This window comes from Amycolatopsis minnesotensis (genome assembly GCF_039529815.1).
In the GTDB taxonomy this organism is placed as follows: domain Bacteria; phylum Actinomycetota; class Actinomycetes; order Mycobacteriales; family Pseudonocardiaceae; genus Amycolatopsis; species Amycolatopsis minnesotensis.
The window spans coordinates 233,487-251,189 of the sequence record NZ_BAAANN010000009.1 but is presented as its reverse complement, the minus strand read 5'-3'; the positions used below and the strand labels follow the sequence as shown (position 1 = coordinate 251,189).

18 protein-coding genes are annotated in these 17,703 nt (G+C 71.6%); 11 read left to right on the top strand and 7 right to left on the bottom strand.

Annotated features, from left to right (window positions below):
- Window positions 1-5 precede the first annotated feature (5 nt).
- From ABD256_RS13935 to ABD256_RS13910, 6 genes are all read left to right on the top strand, one after another.
- Window positions 6-1,133 carry a bifunctional 2-methylcitrate synthase/citrate synthase gene (locus ABD256_RS13935; RefSeq protein ID WP_344417601.1) on the top strand — a complete coding sequence of 376 codons (1,128 nt, stop codon included), beginning with the start codon at window positions 6-8 and terminating at the stop codon, window positions 1,131-1,133.
- 100 nt (window positions 1,134-1,233) lie between these two features.
- Window positions 1,234-2,031 (top strand): alpha/beta fold hydrolase, encoded by a 798-nt coding sequence (locus tag ABD256_RS13930; RefSeq protein WP_344417599.1) that lies wholly within the window; start codon window positions 1,234-1,236, stop codon window positions 2,029-2,031.
- Window positions 2,032-2,307: 276 nt separating this feature from the next.
- Entirely contained in the window at window positions 2,308-2,721 is a 414-nt protein-coding gene (locus tag ABD256_RS13925) for an SsgA family sporulation/cell division regulator (protein ID WP_344417597.1), read from the top strand.
- Between the two features lie 81 nt (window positions 2,722-2,802).
- Window positions 2,803-3,654, top strand: coding sequence for an SAM-dependent methyltransferase (locus ABD256_RS13920; protein WP_344417595.1), 852 nt, complete (start codon window positions 2,803-2,805; stop codon window positions 3,652-3,654).
- A gap of 14 nt (window positions 3,655-3,668) precedes the next feature.
- Entirely contained in the window at window positions 3,669-4,100 is a 432-nt protein-coding gene (locus ABD256_RS13915) for a nitroreductase/quinone reductase family protein (RefSeq protein WP_344417593.1), read from the top strand.
- Window positions 4,101-4,211: 111 nt separating this feature from the next.
- Window positions 4,212-7,304 (top strand): helix-turn-helix transcriptional regulator, encoded by a 3,093-nt coding sequence (locus tag ABD256_RS13910; protein WP_344417591.1) that lies wholly within the window; start codon window positions 4,212-4,214, stop codon window positions 7,302-7,304.
- Here ABD256_RS13910 and ABD256_RS13905 read toward each other — a convergent pair.
- The gene (locus tag ABD256_RS13905) at window positions 7,301-7,753 is read right to left on the bottom strand and encodes a hypothetical protein (protein WP_344417589.1); all 453 of its coding nucleotides are present in this window, start codon (window positions 7,751-7,753) and stop codon (window positions 7,301-7,303) included. The genes ABD256_RS13910 and ABD256_RS13905 overlap by 4 nt on opposite strands.
- Before the next feature lie 211 nt (window positions 7,754-7,964).
- On the opposite strand from ABD256_RS13905, the gene ABD256_RS13900 reads away from it, so the two are divergent.
- Together ABD256_RS13900 and ABD256_RS13895 are read left to right on the top strand one after the other, a co-directional pair.
- Window positions 7,965-8,369, top strand: coding sequence for a DUF1761 domain-containing protein (locus ABD256_RS13900; RefSeq protein ID WP_344417587.1), 405 nt, complete (start codon window positions 7,965-7,967; stop codon window positions 8,367-8,369).
- 70 nt (window positions 8,370-8,439) lie between these two features.
- A complete protein-coding gene (locus tag ABD256_RS13895; RefSeq protein WP_344417585.1) occupies window positions 8,440-8,697 on the top strand; it encodes a DUF3703 domain-containing protein in 258 nt (85 codons plus the stop codon).
- Window positions 8,698-8,703: 6 nt separating this feature from the next.
- On the opposite strand, the gene ABD256_RS13890 is transcribed toward ABD256_RS13895, so the two are convergent.
- Window positions 8,704-9,210 carry a hypothetical protein gene (locus ABD256_RS13890; RefSeq protein ID WP_344417583.1) on the bottom strand — a complete coding sequence of 169 codons (507 nt, stop codon included), beginning with the start codon at window positions 9,208-9,210 and terminating at the stop codon, window positions 8,704-8,706.
- Between the two features lie 189 nt (window positions 9,211-9,399).
- On the opposite strand from ABD256_RS13890, the gene ABD256_RS13885 reads away from it, so the two are divergent.
- Window positions 9,400-10,017: a hypothetical protein gene (locus tag ABD256_RS13885; protein ID WP_344417581.1), complete on the top strand. Its 618-nt coding sequence runs from the start codon at window positions 9,400-9,402 to the stop codon at window positions 10,015-10,017.
- Here ABD256_RS13885 and ABD256_RS13880 read toward each other — a convergent pair.
- The 3 genes from ABD256_RS13880 to ABD256_RS13870 form a co-directional block, all read right to left on the bottom strand.
- The gene (locus ABD256_RS13880) at window positions 10,014-10,646 is read right to left on the bottom strand and encodes a GntR family transcriptional regulator (RefSeq protein ID WP_344417579.1); all 633 of its coding nucleotides are present in this window, start codon (window positions 10,644-10,646) and stop codon (window positions 10,014-10,016) included. The genes ABD256_RS13885 and ABD256_RS13880 overlap by 4 nt on opposite strands.
- A gap of 61 nt (window positions 10,647-10,707) precedes the next feature.
- Window positions 10,708-11,670: a threonine ammonia-lyase gene (locus ABD256_RS13875; RefSeq protein ID WP_344417577.1), complete on the bottom strand. Its 963-nt coding sequence runs from the start codon at window positions 11,668-11,670 to the stop codon at window positions 10,708-10,710.
- Between the two features lie 34 nt (window positions 11,671-11,704).
- On the bottom strand, window positions 11,705-12,712 hold the full coding sequence (locus tag ABD256_RS13870) for a bile acid:sodium symporter family protein (RefSeq protein ID WP_344417575.1): 1,008 nt from the start codon (window positions 12,710-12,712) through the stop codon (window positions 11,705-11,707).
- 71 nt (window positions 12,713-12,783) lie between these two features.
- Here ABD256_RS13870 and ABD256_RS13865 point away from each other — a divergent pair, with 71 nt between their 5' ends.
- Both ABD256_RS13865 and mptB read left to right on the top strand, forming a co-directional pair.
- Window positions 12,784-13,668 carry a LysR family transcriptional regulator gene (locus ABD256_RS13865; protein ID WP_344417573.1) on the top strand — a complete coding sequence of 295 codons (885 nt, stop codon included), beginning with the start codon at window positions 12,784-12,786 and terminating at the stop codon, window positions 13,666-13,668.
- Window positions 13,669-13,721: 53 nt separating this feature from the next.
- On the top strand, window positions 13,722-15,347 hold the full coding sequence (gene mptB, locus ABD256_RS13860) for a polyprenol phosphomannose-dependent alpha 1,6 mannosyltransferase MptB (RefSeq protein WP_344417571.1): 1,626 nt from the start codon (window positions 13,722-13,724) through the stop codon (window positions 15,345-15,347).
- Here mptB and ABD256_RS13855 read toward each other — a convergent pair.
- Together ABD256_RS13855 and ABD256_RS13850 are read right to left on the bottom strand one after the other, a co-directional pair.
- Window positions 15,310-16,266 carry an Lrp/AsnC family transcriptional regulator gene (locus tag ABD256_RS13855; RefSeq protein ID WP_344417569.1) on the bottom strand — a complete coding sequence of 319 codons (957 nt, stop codon included), beginning with the start codon at window positions 16,264-16,266 and terminating at the stop codon, window positions 15,310-15,312. The two genes, mptB and ABD256_RS13855, sit on opposite strands and share 38 nt — an antisense overlap.
- The gene (locus ABD256_RS13850; protein ID WP_344417567.1) at window positions 16,263-17,165 is read right to left on the bottom strand and encodes an MBL fold metallo-hydrolase; all 903 of its coding nucleotides are present in this window, start codon (window positions 17,163-17,165) and stop codon (window positions 16,263-16,265) included. Before ABD256_RS13850 ends, ABD256_RS13855 begins: the two co-directional genes overlap by 4 nt.
- Window positions 17,166-17,703: the final 538 nt, after the last annotated feature.

Here is a 17,703-nt window from a genome sequence, read left to right as displayed (position 1 = left end):
CATTGATGTCCGCGGTCAACGAACAGGGCACCATCCACAAGGGACTCGACGGTGTCACGGTCGACACCACGGCGATCTCGATGGTCAACCCGGAGACCAACTCGCTCACCTATCGCGGCTACCCGGTGCAGGACCTCGCCGCGCAGTGCGGGTTCGAGGAGGTCGCCTACCTGCTGTGGCACGGCGAACTGCCCACGCCGCACCAGCTCGCCGAGCAGACCGACTTCGAGCGCGCGCACCGCAAGCTGAGTTCGAGCCTCGTCGACACGCTGATGCGGCTGCCCGCCTCGGCGCATCCGATGGACACGCTGCGCACGGCCGTCAGCATCCTCGGCGCGCACGACCCCGTCGAGGATGACAACTCGCCCCGCTCGAACCGGCGCAAGGCGCTGCGGCTGTTCTCGGCGCTGCCCGCCGTCGTCGCACTGGCGCAGCGGCGCGGGCGCGGGCTCGAACCCATCCCGGCGCGCGACGATCTCGGGTTCGCGGAGAACCTGCTCCACCTGACCTTCGGGGAGGTTCCCGAACCGCCGGTCGTGCGCGCCTTCGAAACCTCGCTCGTGCTCTACGCGGAGCACAGCTTCAACGCCTCGACGTTCACCTCCAGGGTGGTCACTTCGACACTGTCCGATATGTACAGTGCGGTGACCGCCGCGATCGGCGCGCTCAAGGGGTCGTTGCACGGCGGCGCGAACGAGGCCGTGATGGCGATGCTCACCGAGATCGGCTCGCCCGACGCCGCCGAAGGCTGGCTCGCCGACGCGCTGGCCGCGAAGAAGAAGATCATGGGCTTCGGTCACCGGGTGTACAAGAAGGGCGACTCGCGCGTGCCCGCGATGCGCGCGGCCCTGCAGGACGTCGTGGAAGCGCGCGGTGGCCACGAGCTGCTCGACACCTACGAAGCGCTGGCCCGCGCGATGCTGCGGGAGAAGGGCCTGCACCCGAACCTCGACTACCCCGCGGGGCCCGCCTACCACCTGATGGGGTTCGACACGCCCGCGTTCACGCCGATCTTCGTGGCCGCGCGGATCACCGGGTGGACCGCGCACATCACCGAGCAGTTCGCGGCGAACGCGTTGATCCGGCCGCTGAGCCACTACAGCGGGCCCGCCGAACGGGCACTCCCGAACTGAGCCGGAACCTTCCTCGCCCGCCCGTGTCCGATCCGGCGGCCCGCGACCGACCACCCGGCAAGCGGCGCCGCCGGGCGCCGGACGAGGTGAGGACAGGGACATGGTCGAGGAACAGTTTTTGGCCGTACCGGGCGCGCGGCTGCGCTACCAGGTCAGGGGCACCGGCCCGGTGCTGCTGCTGATCCCGGGCGGGGCGATGGAGAGCGCCGAGTTCTCCCGGCTCGCCGAGGATCTCGCCGCGGACCACACCGTGGTCACCTACGACTCGCGGGGGATCTCCGGCAGCACCCGCGACGACCCCGGCGCCGACATCACCATCGACACGCAGGCCGACGACGCGGCACGGCTGCTGGCGGCCGTCACCAGCGAGCCCGCGCTCGTCTTCGGCAGCAGCGGCGGCGCGATCACCGGCCTCGCGCTCACCGCGAAGCACCCCGGCCTGGTCCGGGTGCTGGTGGCGCACGAGCCGCCGGTGACCACGCTGCTGCCGGCGGCCTTCACCGCGGACGACGAGCTGACCGAGGTCTACCGCAGGGACGGCGTCGACGCCGCGATGGCGAAGTTCATGGAGATCGCCGAGCTGGACGGCCCCGGTGACGACGGCCCGGAGCCGGACCCGGCGGAGTACGCGCGGATGCGGGCCAACTTCGACGTGTTCCTCGGGCACATGATCGCCGAAATCGGCGCGTTCGAACCCGATGTGGACGCGCTCGCCACCGCTTCGACGAGGATCGTGCTCGGCGGTGGCGCCGGGTCGTCGGCGGACCAGCCCGCCAAGCTCGCCGCGGACGCCGTCGCGAAACTGCTCGGCACCGAGACCGTGCTGTTCCCCGGTGACCACGTCGGGTTCGTCTTCGATCCCGCCGGGTTCGCGGCGAAGCTGCGCGAGGTGCTCTGACCTGGCAGGGCGCCGCGCTCGTCCGCTGGTGCGGCGCCCGCGGAGGGACACATCGGCAGCGTTTGCGGGCCGAAAGTGCACGTGTCACCGAAATGACAGTCCCAAGCCCTAGTCTTGTGACGGACCTCATAACACTGCGTCCATCTCCTGGAAAAATGCGACCCAAGTCTCCTCCGAAGGTGTGAATAATCTTCAGACGCGTGTCGTTTGGCATCACAGGGCGTTATTTGTAGAGGCAAGATCAAGAAAGGCCACGGCACGGAAGGGGTATGAACCGTGGGCAACGAGCATCGTTCCGCCAGTGCGGAAGTCGTCTTCGGGTTGCGCACCTTCGGCGCGAACCCCCTGCCGGTGCGTGTCGAACTCGAATACGACTCCGACGACCCGTACGCGGTCGTCGCCGCGTTCCACTCCGGCCGCGGCACGGTCCGGTGGATGTTCAGCCGTGACCTCCTCGCGGACGGCCTGCTGGCCCCGTCCGGCGACGGTGACGTGCGGATCAGCCCGGGTGCCGACGCGTCGAAGATCATCTTCGAGCTGGAGGCGCCCGACGGTGCCGCCGTGCTGGAGGCGCCGGCGCAGGAGCTCGCCGCGTTCCTCGACCGCAGCTACGAGCAGGTGCCCGGCGGCGACGAGCCCGAGTGGTTCGACTTCGAGGCCGAGATCGCCAAGCTGGCGTTTCGCAGCTGAGCCGACGGCGGCTGAACCCCGTACAACGGCAGCGCTAGGCTTCGCCCCCGACGGCACGTGAATGTGGTTGGGAGCACACGGATGAGCACAACGGGCGAAAACGCACCCGCCGCGCCGGAAGGCGTCAACCTGGAGGAGGCCTCCTCCGCCCGGATCTACGACGCCTATCTCGGCGGCACCACGAACTGGGCTGTCGACCGGTACTTCGCCGACCAGGCCGTCAAGCAGTTCCCGCTGATCAAACCGCTCGCGATGGCGAACCGCCGGTTCCTCGGCAGGGTGGTCCGCGCCGCGCTGGACAACGGGATCACGCAGTTCCTCGACCTCGGCTCCGGCGTGCCGACGGTGGGCAACGTGCACGAGACCGTCGCGAGCCATGCCCGCGCCGACGAGGGCCGCGTCGTCTACGTCGACTACGAGCCGGTGGCCGCGGCGCACTCGGACCACATCCTCACCGAGCAGGACGCGCTGGACTGGGCCGGGATCGTGCAGGCCGACCTGCGCGACCCGGTGTCGGTGTTCGAGCACGAGACGACCCAGCGCCTGCTCGACCTGTCCAAGCCGGTGTGCGTGCTGCTGGTGTCCGTGCTGCACTTCGTCGGCGGTGAGACCGACGTCGACGCGCTGGTCCGCCAGTACCACGACGAGTTCGCGCCGGGAAGCTGGCTCGCCCTGTCGCACATCTGCAACGAGGACAGCGACAACGAGGGTGCCGCGCAGATCGCCCGGCTCGCCGAGCAGTACAAGAACACGCAGAATCCCGCTTTCCTGCGCACGCGCGCGGACGTCGAGCGGTGGTTCGGCGGGTATTCCCTGCTGGAGCCGGGAATCGTGCACCTCGCGGACTGGCGCCCCGACGACGAAATCACCGAGGCCGAGCGCGAGGCCGGTCCGTTCATGTGGTGCGCGGTCGGCGAAGTACCCGCCACCTGAGTACGTTCACCTTCATGCCGAGTGACTTCGTGTTGAAGGCCATGAACGGAATCCACCGCGGGGTGCTCAAGCTCAGCGGTGGCAAAATGGGCTGGGAACTGTCCAAGATGCCGGTGCTGGAGCTGACCACGACCGGCCGGAAGTCCGGTGCGCGGCGCACGGTCATGCTCACCTCGCCATGGCAGGACGGGGACACCCTGGTCGTGGTGGCCTCGCGTGGCGGTGACGACAAGCCGCCCGCCTGGTTGCTGAACCTCTCGGCGAACCCCGACGTCGAGGTGGCGTTGCGGGGCGAGGCGCCGCGGCCGATGCGGGCGCGCGTGGCTTCCGCCGAAGAGCGCGCGGAGCTGTGGCCCAAGGTGACTGCCGAGTTCCGCAACTACGCCGAGTACCAGACGAAGACGAGCCGCGAGATCCCGCTGGTCTTCCTCGAACCGGTCGCCTGAGCCGCCAGTTCCCCACCGGATCCGGCCGGGTCTCGAAGATGCTTCCCACCTGGCAAAACTCCGGTAAAAAGCGGTACGGCGGGCGGCTCGCGGTGGCATGCTCACCCCACTATGGACACCGACCTCCCGCCAGGTGCGTTCGCGCCGGTGCGCACCGTCGCCATCCTGTGCGCGACCGGGGTGGCCGCCGAGACGTTCGGCTCGGTGCGTGACGCCGTTTCGGCCGCCCTCGACCGGCGTGCGCACGACACCCGCGCGGCGATGGCCGTGCACACCGGAGCGGCCCGCGTGCGGCAGGGCGGCGCGGCGGCCGGTGCCGCCGTTCGCCGCGCCGAGCGCCTGCTCGAAGCGGCGAACCCCGGCCAGCTCCTGCTGTCCGCGCCTGCCGTCGCGGCACTCGGCGAACCACCTGGTGGTCTGGTGCCGCACGACCTCGGGGTGCACCTGCTCCGCGACCTGGCCGCCCCGGAACGCCTCTTCGCACTGTCCGAAGCGGACTCCGGCGGGGTGGCGCCGCGCTCGCTCTCCGCGGTGCCCCATTCGCTGCCGATCCAGTTCACCACCTTCGTCGGCCGCGAAAGCGAACTGGCCGGCCTACGGCGGCTCCTGGCCGCCGACCGCCTGGTCACCCTCTCCGGTCCCGGCGGCTGCGGCAAGACGCGGCTCGCCGCGCAGGTCGCGGCGGACCTGGCCGAGCGCTGGCTGGACGGCGTGTGGTGGGTCGACCTCGCCCCGGTCACCGGCGCGGGCGTGGCCGAGCTGGTCGCCGCGTCGGCTGGTGTCCTCGTCGAGCCGGTCGGCGGGCCGCTCGCTTCGACCGTCTCGCACCTGCGAGACCGCAAGACCCTGCTCTGCCTGGACAACTGCGAGCACGTGCTCGACGAAGCCGCCGAGATCGCGGGCGCGCTCCTGCGCTCGTGCCCCGAGGTCACCGTCCTCACCACGAGCCGGGAGCCGCTCGGCGTGCCGGGGGAAACCCTGTGGCGGGTGCCGACGCTCGACGCGGACGAAGCCGTCGCGCTGTTCGCGGAGCGGGCGAGCGCGGTGCGGCCGTCGTTCACAGTGGACAGTTCCGGCGCGGCCGCGGTGCGCACGATGTGCGCGCGGCTCGACGGGATCCCGCTCGCGCTCGAACTGGCCGCCGCCTGGCTGCGCACCCTGACGCCGCAGCAGATCGAATCCGGCCTCGACGACCGGTTCGCGCTGCTCGTCCGCGGCCCGCGCGGCGTCGCCGCCCGCCAGCAGACACTGGCCGCCTCCGTCGACTGGAGCCACGGCCTGCTCGACGAGCCCGACCGGATCGTGCTGCGCAGGCTCGCGGTGTTCGCGGGCGGGTGCACGCTCGGCGCGGCGCGCTCGGTGTGCGCGGGCGGGACGGCCGGCGAGGGCGGGGTGCTCGATTCGCTGGGGCGGCTCGTCGACAAGTCGCTGGTGTTCGTCGAGGAGCACGACGGCCAGGCCCGGTTCCGCCTGCTGGAGACGATCCGCGACTACGCGGCCGCGAAACTGGGCGAGGCGGGGGAAAACGACGGCGCCCGCGAGCGCCACCTCGATTTCTACCTTTCCCTCGCCGAAACCGCGGAACCCGAACTCGATCGCGACAAGGACGCGTGGCGCGCGCTTCTGCAGCCCGAACAGGAAAACCTGCGCGGGGCGCTGGACTGGGGGCTGGCCGCGGCCGATCCCGGCCGCGGCAGGCGGCTGGCCGCGGCGACGGCGTGGCTCTGGAACGTGCACGGGCGCGGGCACGAGGGAATGGCCTACCTGCGGCGCGCCGCCGACCTGGTGCCGGACGAGCGCTCGGCGCTGCAGGTGCGGCTGCTGATCGGGATCGCCGAGGTCGCCGACACGACCGCACCGCTCGATCACGGCGCGGCGGAGCGCGGGCTGGAGATCGCGACGGAGCTCGGCGACGAACGGCTCCGGGCGCGCTGCCTTGGCCTGCACGCGCTCGGCCGGTTGTTCTCGGACCTGGCCGCCGCCGAGAAGCTGGCCCTCGACGCGGAGCGCGCCGCCGAGCCGGGGTCGGTTACCAGGGACAGCGCGATGGCGTTGCGCGGGATCGTGCTGCAGCTCGGTGACCGCGCCACCGAAGCCGACGCGGTGCTGGCCGAAGCGGCGGAGGGCCTGCTTCGTCGCGCGGACCGGGGGATCGCCGCGACCGTGCTCGCCTGCCGGTCGTCGATCGCGTTGTACGGCGGCGATCTGGCACGGGCGAGGCGATTCGCGGAGCAGGCCGTCGAGGTCGCGGAGCCGCTCGCCGACCTGCACCGGGTGAGCAGCGCGCGCGGGCAGCTCGCACTCGTGCTCGGCCTTTCCGGCAACCCGGACGCCGGGCTGGAACTGATGGAAGCGTTCGTGCGGCTGGTGTCCGGCACGAACGCGTTCGTGCCGGGCGTCGCGCGGATCGTGGGCGAGCTGCGGCGCTGGAAGGGCGATTTCGACGACGCGGTGGCGTGGTTCGAGCGCGACGTCCTCCCCGGTGCGGTGTACTCGTCCGCGATCGCCCAGTCCGGGTTGGCCGCGGCCTTGCGGGGTGCCGGTCGCGTGCCGGAAGCCGCCGAGGCGGCCGAACGCGGGCTTGCGGTCGCCAAAGCCGTTGGCATGCCGCGGATCCTCGCGGACGTGCTCGACCAGCAGGGGCATCTCACCGCGCGGGAGGACCTCGACCGCGCCGCCGACCGGTACCACGAAGCGCTCGGCCTTCGCGTCGAGCACGGCCTGCGGACCGGATACGCGGACAGCCTCGACGCGCTGGCAACGGTGCACGCGGGCGCGGGCCGGACGGTGGACGCCGTGCGGCTGGTGGCCGCCGCGGACGGGGCGCGCGAGGAGATGGGCTACCCAAGGTGCCCCGCCGAGCAGTCCACTGTGGACGATCTGCTGGCCGTCGCGGTGGCCGAACTCGGCGCGCCGAAGACAGCCGAGCTGCGCGCGGCCGCGATGCCGCTCGACGACGCGGTGGCCTTCGCGCGGCGCACCCGCGGCTCGCGAGGGCGTCCGTCGAGCGGGTGGGCCAGCCTGACGCCGACCGAATCGCAGGTGGTCGACCTCGCCGTGGCCGGGCTCAACAACCCGGAGATCGGCTCGAAGCTGTTCATGAGCAGGGGCACCGTCAAAACGCACCTGTCGCACGTGTACGCGAAGCTCGGCGTTGCGAACCGCACCGAACTCGCCACCGCCGCCGCGGTGCGGGGTGGCTAGCTGGCGGGGGAGAGGTGGGCAGTGAGGCGGACGCGGAGGCCGCGGAGGTCGACCAGCTCGATGGTGAACACCGCGGCGGACCGGTAGCCGACGTCGCTGCCGGGGTTGCCGCACGGCCCGGTGAAGTAGACGAAGTCGTCGTCGGTGTCGTGGTGCGGCATCGACCACGCCTCGGTGGTGCCGCGCCCGGTGCTCAGCCCGTGCCGGGCGCGGGCGGCCCAGTAGGCGGGGTGCTTCATGGTTTCGACGAGCGAGGCGTGGAGGCCGGGCAGGTCCACCCGGTGCACGCCGAGCCCCCGCCCGCCCCAGACGCGGGGGAGCGCGGCGTCCGCGGTGTGGTCGTCCACCGAGGACACCGCGGACACCGCGGACACCGCGCTGAAGGTGGTCGTGTCGCCGGCGATCGAGACGGTCCACGGCCGCATCGCCTGGGTCGAAATGATGATCATGCTGTGCCTCGGGTCGCTGCCTTTGCGGCAGGGAAACACACCGCCCGGCGACGCGCCACTCGAAGTGGGCCACGACTGGAACACCGCGGACGCACCGGTTCACACTGTTGTGTGACCTGTATCACATAATGCGATGTCGAAAACCGCTGAGCGGTCGCTACATCCCTTGTGAGCGGGGAACGCACCCCTCGCGAAATCGAAGGAGAGCGCAGTGATCGAGATCAACGTTTTCGCCGTGCTGGTGTCTGCCGTGGCCGCGTTCGTGGTGAGTTCCACTTGGTACGCCGTGTTCGGCGCCCAGCGCGCCGCCCTGCTCGCCGGGGGTGAAGTGTCCGAAAAGGACCTGATGCGGCCGGCGCCGTGGAAGATGCTCGTGGAGCTGGTGCGCACCGCGGTGCTCGCGGTCGTGTTCGCCGGGTTCGCCGCCCAGTTCGGTGTCGGCGGTGTCGGCGGCGCGCTGGTGCTGGCGCTGGTGTCGTGGGTCGCCTTCCCCGGTGTCCTGCTGTCCGGTTCGGTGCTGTGGGACGGCGTTCCGTGGCGCCTCGCCGCCATTCACGGTGGTGACTGGCTGCTGAAACTGCTCGCGCTCGCGCTCATCATCGGCGCGTGGCGCTGACACTTGCAGTGCATGCAAACTCTGCATAGACTGCAAATATGGGTGACGGTCACCCGCTGGGGAGGGGATCATGTCCGAGGAAACCTACGAAAGCGTCATGTCCGAAGCGCGCACCGCGATGGGGCGGCGGGAGTGGGCCGAGGCCTACCGGCGGTTCGGCCGGGCACACGGCCTCGGCCACGACCTGCTCGCCGATCACCTCGCCGCCCACCGTGGGATGATCCGCGCCGCGTGGCGGGGTGGTCGCGTGGACCGCGCGCTGCTGAACGTGGTCCTGCTGGTCGCCGCCGCCCTCTTCGACCGCGACGCGAAACCGGCCGCGCGCTGATCTCGTTCAGCCGTCCCGAAGCTGGGCCCACGGCGTCCGGTACTTCAGCAGGAACCCGAGCAGGATCAGGGAAAGCAGTACCGCGCCGCCGTCGGTGACGAGCGACGGCAGCACCCCCGCCGGGCCGTGCAGGTCGATCGACGCGCGCAGGACCGTCGGCGGCACCATGCCTGCCACGACACCGGCCGCCTGGCCGAGGTTGACCGCGAGCGCCGCCCAGAACAGCCAGCTCCAACGGCGCCAGAAGGCCAGTACCCCGAGCGCGTTCCCGGCGATGAACACGATGCCGACCAGGCGCAGCGAGTGCACGAACCCCGGCGACTCCGCCGCGATCTCCGCGGCGGAGCGCCCGGCGAGAGCCATGCTGCGGGCCATCAGCTCCGGCGTGATCACGGCGAAGTTCTGCACCGCCGTGCCCGCGGTGAACACGATCGAGCAGACCGCGACGAGAACCCTCAGCCGCGGCGTCCACCGCGTCGGCGCCAGCGGTCGCGATGTCGTCCTGATTCCCATGTCCCCCACCCCTCGAATCTATCGCTGATAGATTCACTCTATCAGCGATAGGGTCAACCGGGCGACCGCCAAGACGGGGGCCGAGATTGCGGCGTCGGCGTCCCTGAAGGTCCGGTGTCGCAAACTGAGACGCCGTTCGGCGCCGATCCGCGGTCAGCTTGACCTCCGGCCGCGGTGAGGAGCGAACACATGGCAGGAACGCACTCCGAGGTCCGTGCCGCGACGCCGTCCGCCGCGCGGGAGCTGCACAGCCCGGCGGCGCGCAAGCTCGCCGAGCTGACCGCGATCTTCGACGACCTCCAGTTCGTGCTGGGCTGCTGCGAGCGCCTCGTGGCCGAACTCGCGCGCGGTGAGGAGCGCGACGACGTGGTGGTCGAAGCGCTCTGGCTGGCCGCGCTCACTGCGTACGCGCGCTGCTTCCGCGCGGACGGTGACGGTGAGCGGCTGCTGGTGACCGATCTGTCGGGCACCGAGCTGACCGGCGACGTGGTCGAGTGGCATTCGATGCTCGGCAAGCTGCGGGAGCACCTCGTGCTGGCCGGCGCCAATCCGCGCGAGGCGTTCACCGTCGGCGCTTCGCAGGCGCAGGACGGGAAGGCGGCCGGGATCGTGGTCACGTCCTCGACTGCGCCGAAGGTGGACGACCGGACCGTCCGGCAGACCGGCGGCCTCGCCTACGCACTCGGGCGGCTGGTCGACGAGCGGATCGTGCGGCAGCAGGAGATCGTCTTCGGTTCGGTGCGGGACCTGCCCGCGACCGCTTTGGACGAACTCCCCGAGATCGGTGTGGCGGCCCCGCCCGCCTAACCGAGGCGGTCGAGGAGCACGTACATCGACCCGACCGTGTTGTCGACGAGCTTCTCCGCCGCCGCCACGAGATCGCCGGCCTCGATCGCGGCGATGATCGCGGCGTGCTGCTCCGCCGACCGCCGGTGATCGGCGGCGTCGGTCATGTAGAAGTGCTCGTACCGGCGCAGTGTCTGCCACTGCCGCGCCAGCAGCGCGATCAGTCTTCCGTTGCCGCACCGCGAAACCAGTGTCCGGTGGAACCGCGCGTCGAGTTCGTGCGAGCGGCCGGGTTCGGCGGAGTCCGCGAACTCCCGGTTGATCTTCCCGAGCACCGGTGCGAGGGTGCGCAACGCCTGTCCGGTCGTGGTGACGGCGAGCTGTTCGAGCTGGGCGATGATCGGGTAGGTCTCGCGGATCTCGTCCGCGCTCAACGGCGTCACGACGAAGCCCCTGCCGTGGTCGAACCGCACCCAGCCCTGGCCTTCGAGCCGGAGCAGCGCTTCGCGCACCGGGGTCCGGCTGAGCCCGAGTTCGTCCGCGAGCTGGCTTTCGTTGACGCGCTGCCCCGGTTCGATCTCGGTGGACAGAATCCGTTGCTGCAACAGGTCTTCGACCGTCCGCCGCCGCTCGTCCCGTGCGGTCGTCACGGCCTGCCCGCCGAGGTGATGAGGGCGCGGATCAGTTCGGCCGCTTCCTCCGGCCCCACGCTCAGCCCTTCCCCCACAGCCAGCCCGCCGCGCGGTCGCTCGGCAGGTTCGACCCGGTGAGCACGGTGGCCACCGGCCTGCCCGCGAACCGGGCGGGATCGGCCAGCATCGCGGCCACGCCCAGCGCGCCCGCGGGTTCGGTGACGAGCCCGGTCGAAGCCAGCAGCGCCCGCATCGCGCGCAGGACGGTTTCGTCGTCGGCGAGCACCACGTCGTCGACCACGTCCGCCATGTCGTGCAACGCCTCCGGGATCGGGATGCGCACCGCGACCCCTTCGGCGATGGTGTCGACGGCATCGGTGGGCTCCACCCGGCCGGAGTGCCACGACCGGTGCATCGCGGGCGCGCCGGCCGCGCTCACCGCGATCACCTCGGTGGCCGGCGAGTGCGCCTTCACCCAGCGGCCGACCCCGGCGGCCAGCGCGCCGTTGCCCAGCGGCAGCACGACCGCGTCGAAGGGATCCGGCCAGCGGGTCAGTTCGAGGCCGATGGTCCCCGCGCCCTCGGACACCGCGGGGTCGCGCCCGTCCTCGACGAATTCGTGGCCCTCGGTCTCGGCGAAGGAGATCCCGGCGAGCTTCGCCGCGTCGAAGTCACCGTCGACGAGCCGGACGTCCGCGCCGAGCTGGCGCATCCTGGCGAGCTTGCTGTCGGTGACCGCGGCCGAGGCGAACACGACCGCGGCGGCACCGCGTTTGCGGGCGGCGTAGGCGATTCCCTGGCCGAAGTTGCCTGCCGACGCGCACACCACGGTGGCGCCCGGCTCGGTAGCCGCCAGCCGGAAGTCCGCGCCCCTGCCCTTGAAGCAGCGGACCGGGTTGACGGTCTCGACCTTCACCACGACCTTCGCGCCGACCACTTCGTCGAGGGGTTCCGCGCGGTACTGGGGCGTGCCGAGGAACACGGGGTCGATCACCTCGGCGGCACGGGCGATCCCGTCGACCGTCACCTGATTGGATTGCATGCGATCGGACGCTATTGCATGCAATCCAGCAAGGTCAAGAGCCGGTGCCGACGGGCTGCGGTGCGCTGGCGTCCTCGGCAGGCGCGGTGCGGGCGAACCGCTGCGCCAGCACCGAGCAGACGATCAGCTGGACCTGGTGGAAGATCATCAGCGGCAGCACGATGAGCCCGACCGGCTGCCCGGCGAAGAACACCGTCGCCATCGGCAGCCCCGCGGCGAGGCTCTTCTTCGAGCCGCAGAACAACACCACGACGCGGTCCGCCCTGCTGAACCCGAGCCGCTTGCCGAGCACCGCGGTCAGCCCGAGCACGACGGCGAGCAGCACGGCGCACACCACCGCGACCGCGACGATCCGCAGCGCCGACACCGAGCCCCAGATGTGCTGGCGCATGCCTTCGCTGAACGCGGCGTACACCACGAGCAGGATCGAACCGCGGTCGACGAGCTTCGTCTTCGCCGCGTGCCGTTCCATCGGCGCGCGCAGCCAGGGGCGCAGCAGCTGACCGAGCACGAACGGCGCCAGCAGCTGCAGCACGATGTCCACGATGGACGACGCGTCGATGCCCCCGCCCGTCGTGCTCATCAGCGCCAGCACCAGCAGCGGGGTCAGCACGATGCCGATGATGTTGGAGAACGAGGCCGAGACGATGGCGCCCGCCACGTTGCCGCGCGCCATCGAGGTGAACGCGATCGACGACTGCACGGTCGAGGGCACCAGGCACAGGAACAGCAGCCCGGTGTAGAGGTCGGGGGTCAGCACCGAGGGCACGAGCAGGCGCGCGGCGAGGCCGAGCAGCGGGAACAGCACGAAGGTCACCGCGAGCACCACGCCGTGCAGCCGCCACTGCTTCACGCCGTCCCACGCCTGCGCGGGCGACAGCCGCGCGCCGTAGATGAAGAACAGCAGGCCGATGACGATCTTCGTGGCCCAGCCGAGCACGTCCGCGAAGGCGCCGGCGGCGGGCAGCACGCTGGCCACGCCCACGGTGAGCAGGATCAACGGCACGAACAGGTCGAGGGACGGCTTCGACGGGACCTTCATGAAGTCCACGGTAGGACGGTCATGGCGATTGTGAAATACGATGAGCGAGGTAACTGCTATCGAGGATCGTGATGACCGTGTTCGACTCCGCGCTGCTGCGCAGCTTCCTCGCCGTCGAGCGCACCGGCGGGTTCACCGCCGCGGCCAAGCAGCTCGGCCTCCGCCAGTCGACGGTCAGCGGCCATATCGCGAAACTGGAACTCGCCGTCGGCCGCGAGCTGTTCCTGCGGGACACCCACCGCGTCGACCTGACCCCCGACGGCTCCGCGATGCTCGGCTTCGCGCGGTCCATCCTCGCCGCGCAGGAGCAGGCGCAGCGCTACTTCAGCGGCGGCGAGCTGACCGGGCGGCTCCGGTTCGGGGCCTCGGAGGACGTCGTGGCGATGGAGCTGCCGCGGGTGCTGCGGGAGTTCCGGGCCCACCACCCCTCGGTCGATCTCGAACTGGCCGTCGGGCGCAGTGAGACCCTGCACCGGCGGCTGCGCGCGAACCAGCTCGACCTGGTGCTCGTCAAACGCCGTCCCGGCGAACGGCACGGCACCCCGGTCTACCGCGACCGCCTGGTCTGGGCCGGTCCCGAAGGCGCGCGGGCGGAGGTGCCCGATCCGGTCCCGCTGGTCACCTATCCCGACCCCAGTCTCACCAGGGAGGCGGCGCTGCGCGCGCTGGAGAACGCCGGGCTGGGACACCGCCTGACCTGCGTCGCCGACAGCCAGCAGGGCCTGCGCGCCGGTGTGCTCGCCGGGCTCGGGTTCATCGTGCACGCCGAGACCCTGCTGCCGCCGGGGCTCGCCCCGATCGGTCCCGCCGCCGGGCTGCCCGATCCCGGCAGCCTGGAGTTCGTGCTCGTCAACCGCCCGCGCGAGCCGAGCCCGCAGGAACAGGCGCTCGCCGACGCGATCAAGCAGAATTCGTTCCGGCTGCGCGCGGGCAGGCCGGTGCGCGGGGACTGGTGACCCGCACCGCCCCGGTTCGGCGGCCGTCGCGGTGGGCGATACCGTTCCCGGTCGTGGCCGTGAGCAGGATCAGCGCACCGGAGATCGCCGGTACCCCCGCGTTGCCGCTCGAAGAAGGCGAACGCCGTGCGCTCGACGTCGTCCGCAGGCTCGGCACGGTCGGCGCGCTGCTGCTCGCCGCGGGCTCGCTCGGCGCGGGCGCCGCCCCGGTGCTCAACCCGGTGCAGGACATCCCGGTGCTCCGGCTGTTCGTCCGCATCCCGACCGTTTCGCTCGCGGTCGCCTTCGCCGGGATGGCGATGATGGTGATCGCCTGGCTGCTGCTCGGCCGGTTCGCGCGCCCCGGCAACGCACGCATGGCCAGCAACCGCCAGCTCAGCCGCACGCTCGCGATGTGGCTGACCCCGCTGATCGCGATCCCGCCGCTGTTCTCCCGCGACGTCTACGCCTATCTCGCGCAGAGCGAGATCGTGCACCGCGGCATGGACCCGTACTCACTCGGCCCCGCGGCGGCGCTCGGCGTCGGCGACCCGCTCACCGCGAACGTCTCGCTGCTGTGGCGCGAGACGTCGCCGCCGTACGGCCCGCTGTACTTCCGGCTCGGCGGCTGGCTGGCCGGGGTCTCCGGCAACAACACGATCCTCGGCGTCCTGCTGCACCGCGGCCTCGCGCTCATCGGCGTCGCGCTGATCGTGTGGGCGGCGGCGCGGCTCGCGAAGCGCTTCGGCGTGCCGCCGGCCACCGCGCTGTGGCTCGGCGCGATCAACCCGCTCGTGCTGTTCCACCTCGTCGCGGGCGCGCACAACGACTCGCTCGCGATCGGGCTGATGATGGCCGGGCTCGAACTGGGGCTGCGCAGGCTCCCGGCGCGCGTCAAGGGCGACAGCCCGCCACCGCTCGCCGACGGCGAACTGCGGTGGATCGCGCTCGGCACCGCCGTGATCACCCTCGGCGTCGCGGTGAAGCTGTACGCGATCGTGGCGCTGCCGTTCTTCGCGGTGATGGTCGCGCGGCGCTGGCACGGCAAGGTGGCCGACCTGGTCCGCGCCGCGCTGCCGATGTTCGTGGTGTTCGCCGTGGTGCTGGTCGCGGTGTGCCTCGGGTCCGGGCTCGGGTTCGGCTGGGTCGCGAACCTCGGCACGCCGGGGCTCGTCCGCAGCCTGCTGTCCCCGGTCGCCGAGCTGGCCAGCCTCGGTGGCCTGCTCGGGATCTCGCTCGGCCTCGGCAACCACACCGAGGGGCTGGTGCCGATCCTCAACGTGCTCGGCTACGCCACCGCCGCCGCCATCACGCTGAAGTTCCTGTGGGCGAGCTTCCGGTGGCGCTACCGCCCGATCATCGGGCTCGGCGTCTCGCTCGGCGCGGTGATGGTCCTGCAGATCACGCTCCAGCCGTGGTACCTGCTGTGGGCGGTGATCCCGCTCGCGGCCGCCGCCGGGACCTCGCGGTTCCGGGTCGCGGCGACCGCGGTCAGCGTGGTGCTGTCGCTGGCCACCTACCCCAACGGCGGCAGCTACGGTGGCAGTTCGTTCGTGGTCGTGCAGGCGATCGTCGCCGCGCTCGTGGTGGTCGTGCTCGCCATGCTGCTCGTGGCCCGCTCGGCTCCCCAGCTCGTCCGGCGGCCCGACGGCACCTGGTTCGCTAGCGCGTCAGCGGGGCCGCCGACTTCAGCGTCCTGAGCACCGGCGCGGTCTCCAGCGCGCGGATCTCCTCGAACGCGCCGAGCCGGCGGGTCAGGTAGCGGTGCAGCGCGCGCGGGTCGGCGCAGAGCGCTTTCGCGACGAGGTTGCTCGGCCCGGTCGTCGCCGCGACGAACGCCAGTTCCGCGTGCCCGGCGAGCGCGGTCGCCACCGCGTCGAGGTGCGCGGGCGCCACCGACATCCACAGCAGCGCCTGCGTGGTCACGCCCAGCACGGCGGCGCGGAGGTCGATGTCGTAGAAGATCGCGCCGCTCGACCTGAGCTCGGTGAGGCGGCGCGCGACGGTCGCGGTGCTCCACCCGGTCGCGGCCGCGAGGTCGGTGTGGCTCGCGCGGCCGTCCTCGCCGAGCGCGACGAGCAGTGCCGAGTCCGATTCGGACAGTGACGCCGTCGACCGGGGAGCTTCGGCTGGCGCCAGTTCCCGTTGCTGTTCCTCGGACAGCACCGCGGGGCGCCCGCGCCACGCCGCAGGGCCGCCGACGTAGCTGTGCAGCAGGTAGTGCGCCGACACCGCGGTGATGCTCGCGGTGCGCGGGATGTCGTGCAGCAGCAGCGTGTGCCCGTCCGCGGCGGCGGCGTGCACGATGCCGAAGATCTCGGTGCCGCCGGAGCACAGCTTCACCCACGACGTGTCCGCGCGCCGCGCCAGCGCGTGCGCGAGGTCCTGCGCGGTGTGCGGGCTCGCGGTCAGCCGCACCAGCCACTGCTCGCCTGCCGCGCGGTGCGGATCGGCCAGCCCGACGACCCGCAGCGAGGCTTCGGCGCGGAGGCGGCGGTAGCGCCTGGTGACGGTCTGCGTGGACACCCCGAGCACGCTCGCGATCCGGCTGAACGGCGCACGCGCGTCGACCTGCAACGCGTGTACGAGCCCCAGATCGACCGCGTCGAGCGCGATCACAGTGCCAGCGCGATCCTGCCGCCCGCCGCCGCCGTCATCGCGGCCAGCGCGGCCGGGACGTCCAGCGGGTAGCCGTGGTTCTCGGCGTGCGCGGCGCGGAGGTTCAGCGCGACCCGTTCGAGGCCGCCCCACGACGGCCAGCGCCGCCGGGCTTCGTCCATCAGCGCGTCGTAGTCGCACACCTCGGGCTGGGTCACTTCGTCGAGCCAGTGCAGGTGGTTGGACGTCGACAGGCTCAGGTGGCCGCGCTGCGTGCTCGGTTCGCCGTGCCCGGGGATCGCGGTGTGCACCTCGAACCGGCCGAGCCAGCGCAGCGCGTCGAGCCAGCCGTGCAGCGACCCTTCCTGCAGCGTCGGGAACGAGCCGGAGCAGAACAGGTCGCCGGTGAAGAAGACCTTCGCCGAGGGCACCACGACCACGAGATCGCCGCGGGTGTGCGCGACGAACGGGACCGGGTGCACCTCAACGGTGATCCCGCCGAGGTCGATGGTCTGGGCGCTGGTGATCGGCGTGATCTTCGCGGGCGGAGCGATGTCGCCCCAGTCCGCGCAGTCGAAGACCTCGGGGTAGAGGTGCGGGCCGGACAGGATCTCGGCCGCCGCGCTCGGCGTGGCCAGCACTTCGCCGCCCAGGCCGTGGATCAGGCCGGCGCCGTTCGCGTGGTCGCCGTCCCCGTGGGTGACCGCGACCGCGAGATCGCGCGATCCCGGCCTGGTGTACCGGTTCACCGTGGCGAGCAGCGCGCGCGTGCGGCGCTCGGTGGCACAGGTGTCGACGAGCAGCGTCCGGTCGTCGCCGGAGACCCAGCCGGAGTTGCTCAGCCACCAGCCACCCTGCTGGACGTAGACGCCGACGCGGTCACCGACCGGCCGGATGGTGGCCTTGATGTCACTCCCCATGACGCGGTCCTCCGCTTTCCCGCGACGCTGCACGTGCGCCCGGCTCCCGGCAGGCGGGTACCGTTCGGCGCCGTTCAGCTTAGGTGGGGTCGCCACCGGTGGCAGCACGGCGGAGCGATCCGGTGCACGGCGCCAGGATCGCACACCCGCCGGGGACGCCGGGGCGGGCATGGCCGGGCCGGGAACGTGGTGGTGCGCTGGAGGCGGTGCCGAGGGGGAGTCGGTGCTGGGGTTTCGGTCAGTTGTCGCGAGACATCGGTCTTCCCTTTTCTTCGGTGGGGCGAGGGGACGGGAGGGCGGACGCTCAGTTGTCGCGGCTCATGGGAGGGCTCCTGCGTTCAGTGGGGACGTGGGCACTGGGGGACGCTTCGCACCGAGGGGCGGTTCGGCGCGAATCAGTTGTCACGGGACATCGAGAACCTCCTAGTGGCTACGGTTTATCATTCTCTCTTGAGTTTTTCCTGTTCAGAAGCCGTTCAAACGCAAAAATCCGGTCGATCGCCGCTGTCGGTCGCGGACCGGTCACACCGAGCACGCG

Coding starts and splice junctions, on each gene's coding strand:
- ABD256_RS13895 (WP_344417585.1), top strand. CDS start 8,440: ATGTCCGAGGAAACCTACGAAAGCGTCATGTCCGAAGCGCGCACCGCG.
- ABD256_RS13935 (WP_344417601.1), top strand. CDS start 6: ATGTCCGCGGTCAACGAACAGGGCACCATCCACAAGGGACTCGACGGT.
- ABD256_RS13910 (WP_344417591.1), top strand. CDS start 4,212: ATGGACACCGACCTCCCGCCAGGTGCGTTCGCGCCGGTGCGCACCGTC.
- ABD256_RS13890 (WP_344417583.1), bottom strand. CDS start 9,210: ATGGGAATCAGGACGACATCGCGACCGCTGGCGCCGACGCGGTGGACG.
- ABD256_RS13915 (WP_344417593.1), top strand. CDS start 3,669: ATGCCGAGTGACTTCGTGTTGAAGGCCATGAACGGAATCCACCGCGGG.
- ABD256_RS13885 (WP_344417581.1), top strand. CDS start 9,400: ATGGCAGGAACGCACTCCGAGGTCCGTGCCGCGACGCCGTCCGCCGCG.
- ABD256_RS13870 (WP_344417575.1), bottom strand. CDS start 12,712: ATGAAGGTCCCGTCGAAGCCGTCCCTCGACCTGTTCGTGCCGTTGATC.
- ABD256_RS13875 (WP_344417577.1), bottom strand. CDS start 11,670: ATGCAATCCAATCAGGTGACGGTCGACGGGATCGCCCGTGCCGCCGAG.
- ABD256_RS13930 (WP_344417599.1), top strand. CDS start 1,234: ATGGTCGAGGAACAGTTTTTGGCCGTACCGGGCGCGCGGCTGCGCTAC.
- ABD256_RS13920 (WP_344417595.1), top strand. CDS start 2,803: ATGAGCACAACGGGCGAAAACGCACCCGCCGCGCCGGAAGGCGTCAAC.
- ABD256_RS13850 (WP_344417567.1), bottom strand. CDS start 17,165: ATGGGGAGTGACATCAAGGCCACCATCCGGCCGGTCGGTGACCGCGTC.
- ABD256_RS13865 (WP_344417573.1), top strand. CDS start 12,784: ATGACCGTGTTCGACTCCGCGCTGCTGCGCAGCTTCCTCGCCGTCGAG.
- ABD256_RS13905 (WP_344417589.1), bottom strand. CDS start 7,753: ATGATCATCATTTCGACCCAGGCGATGCGGCCGTGGACCGTCTCGATC.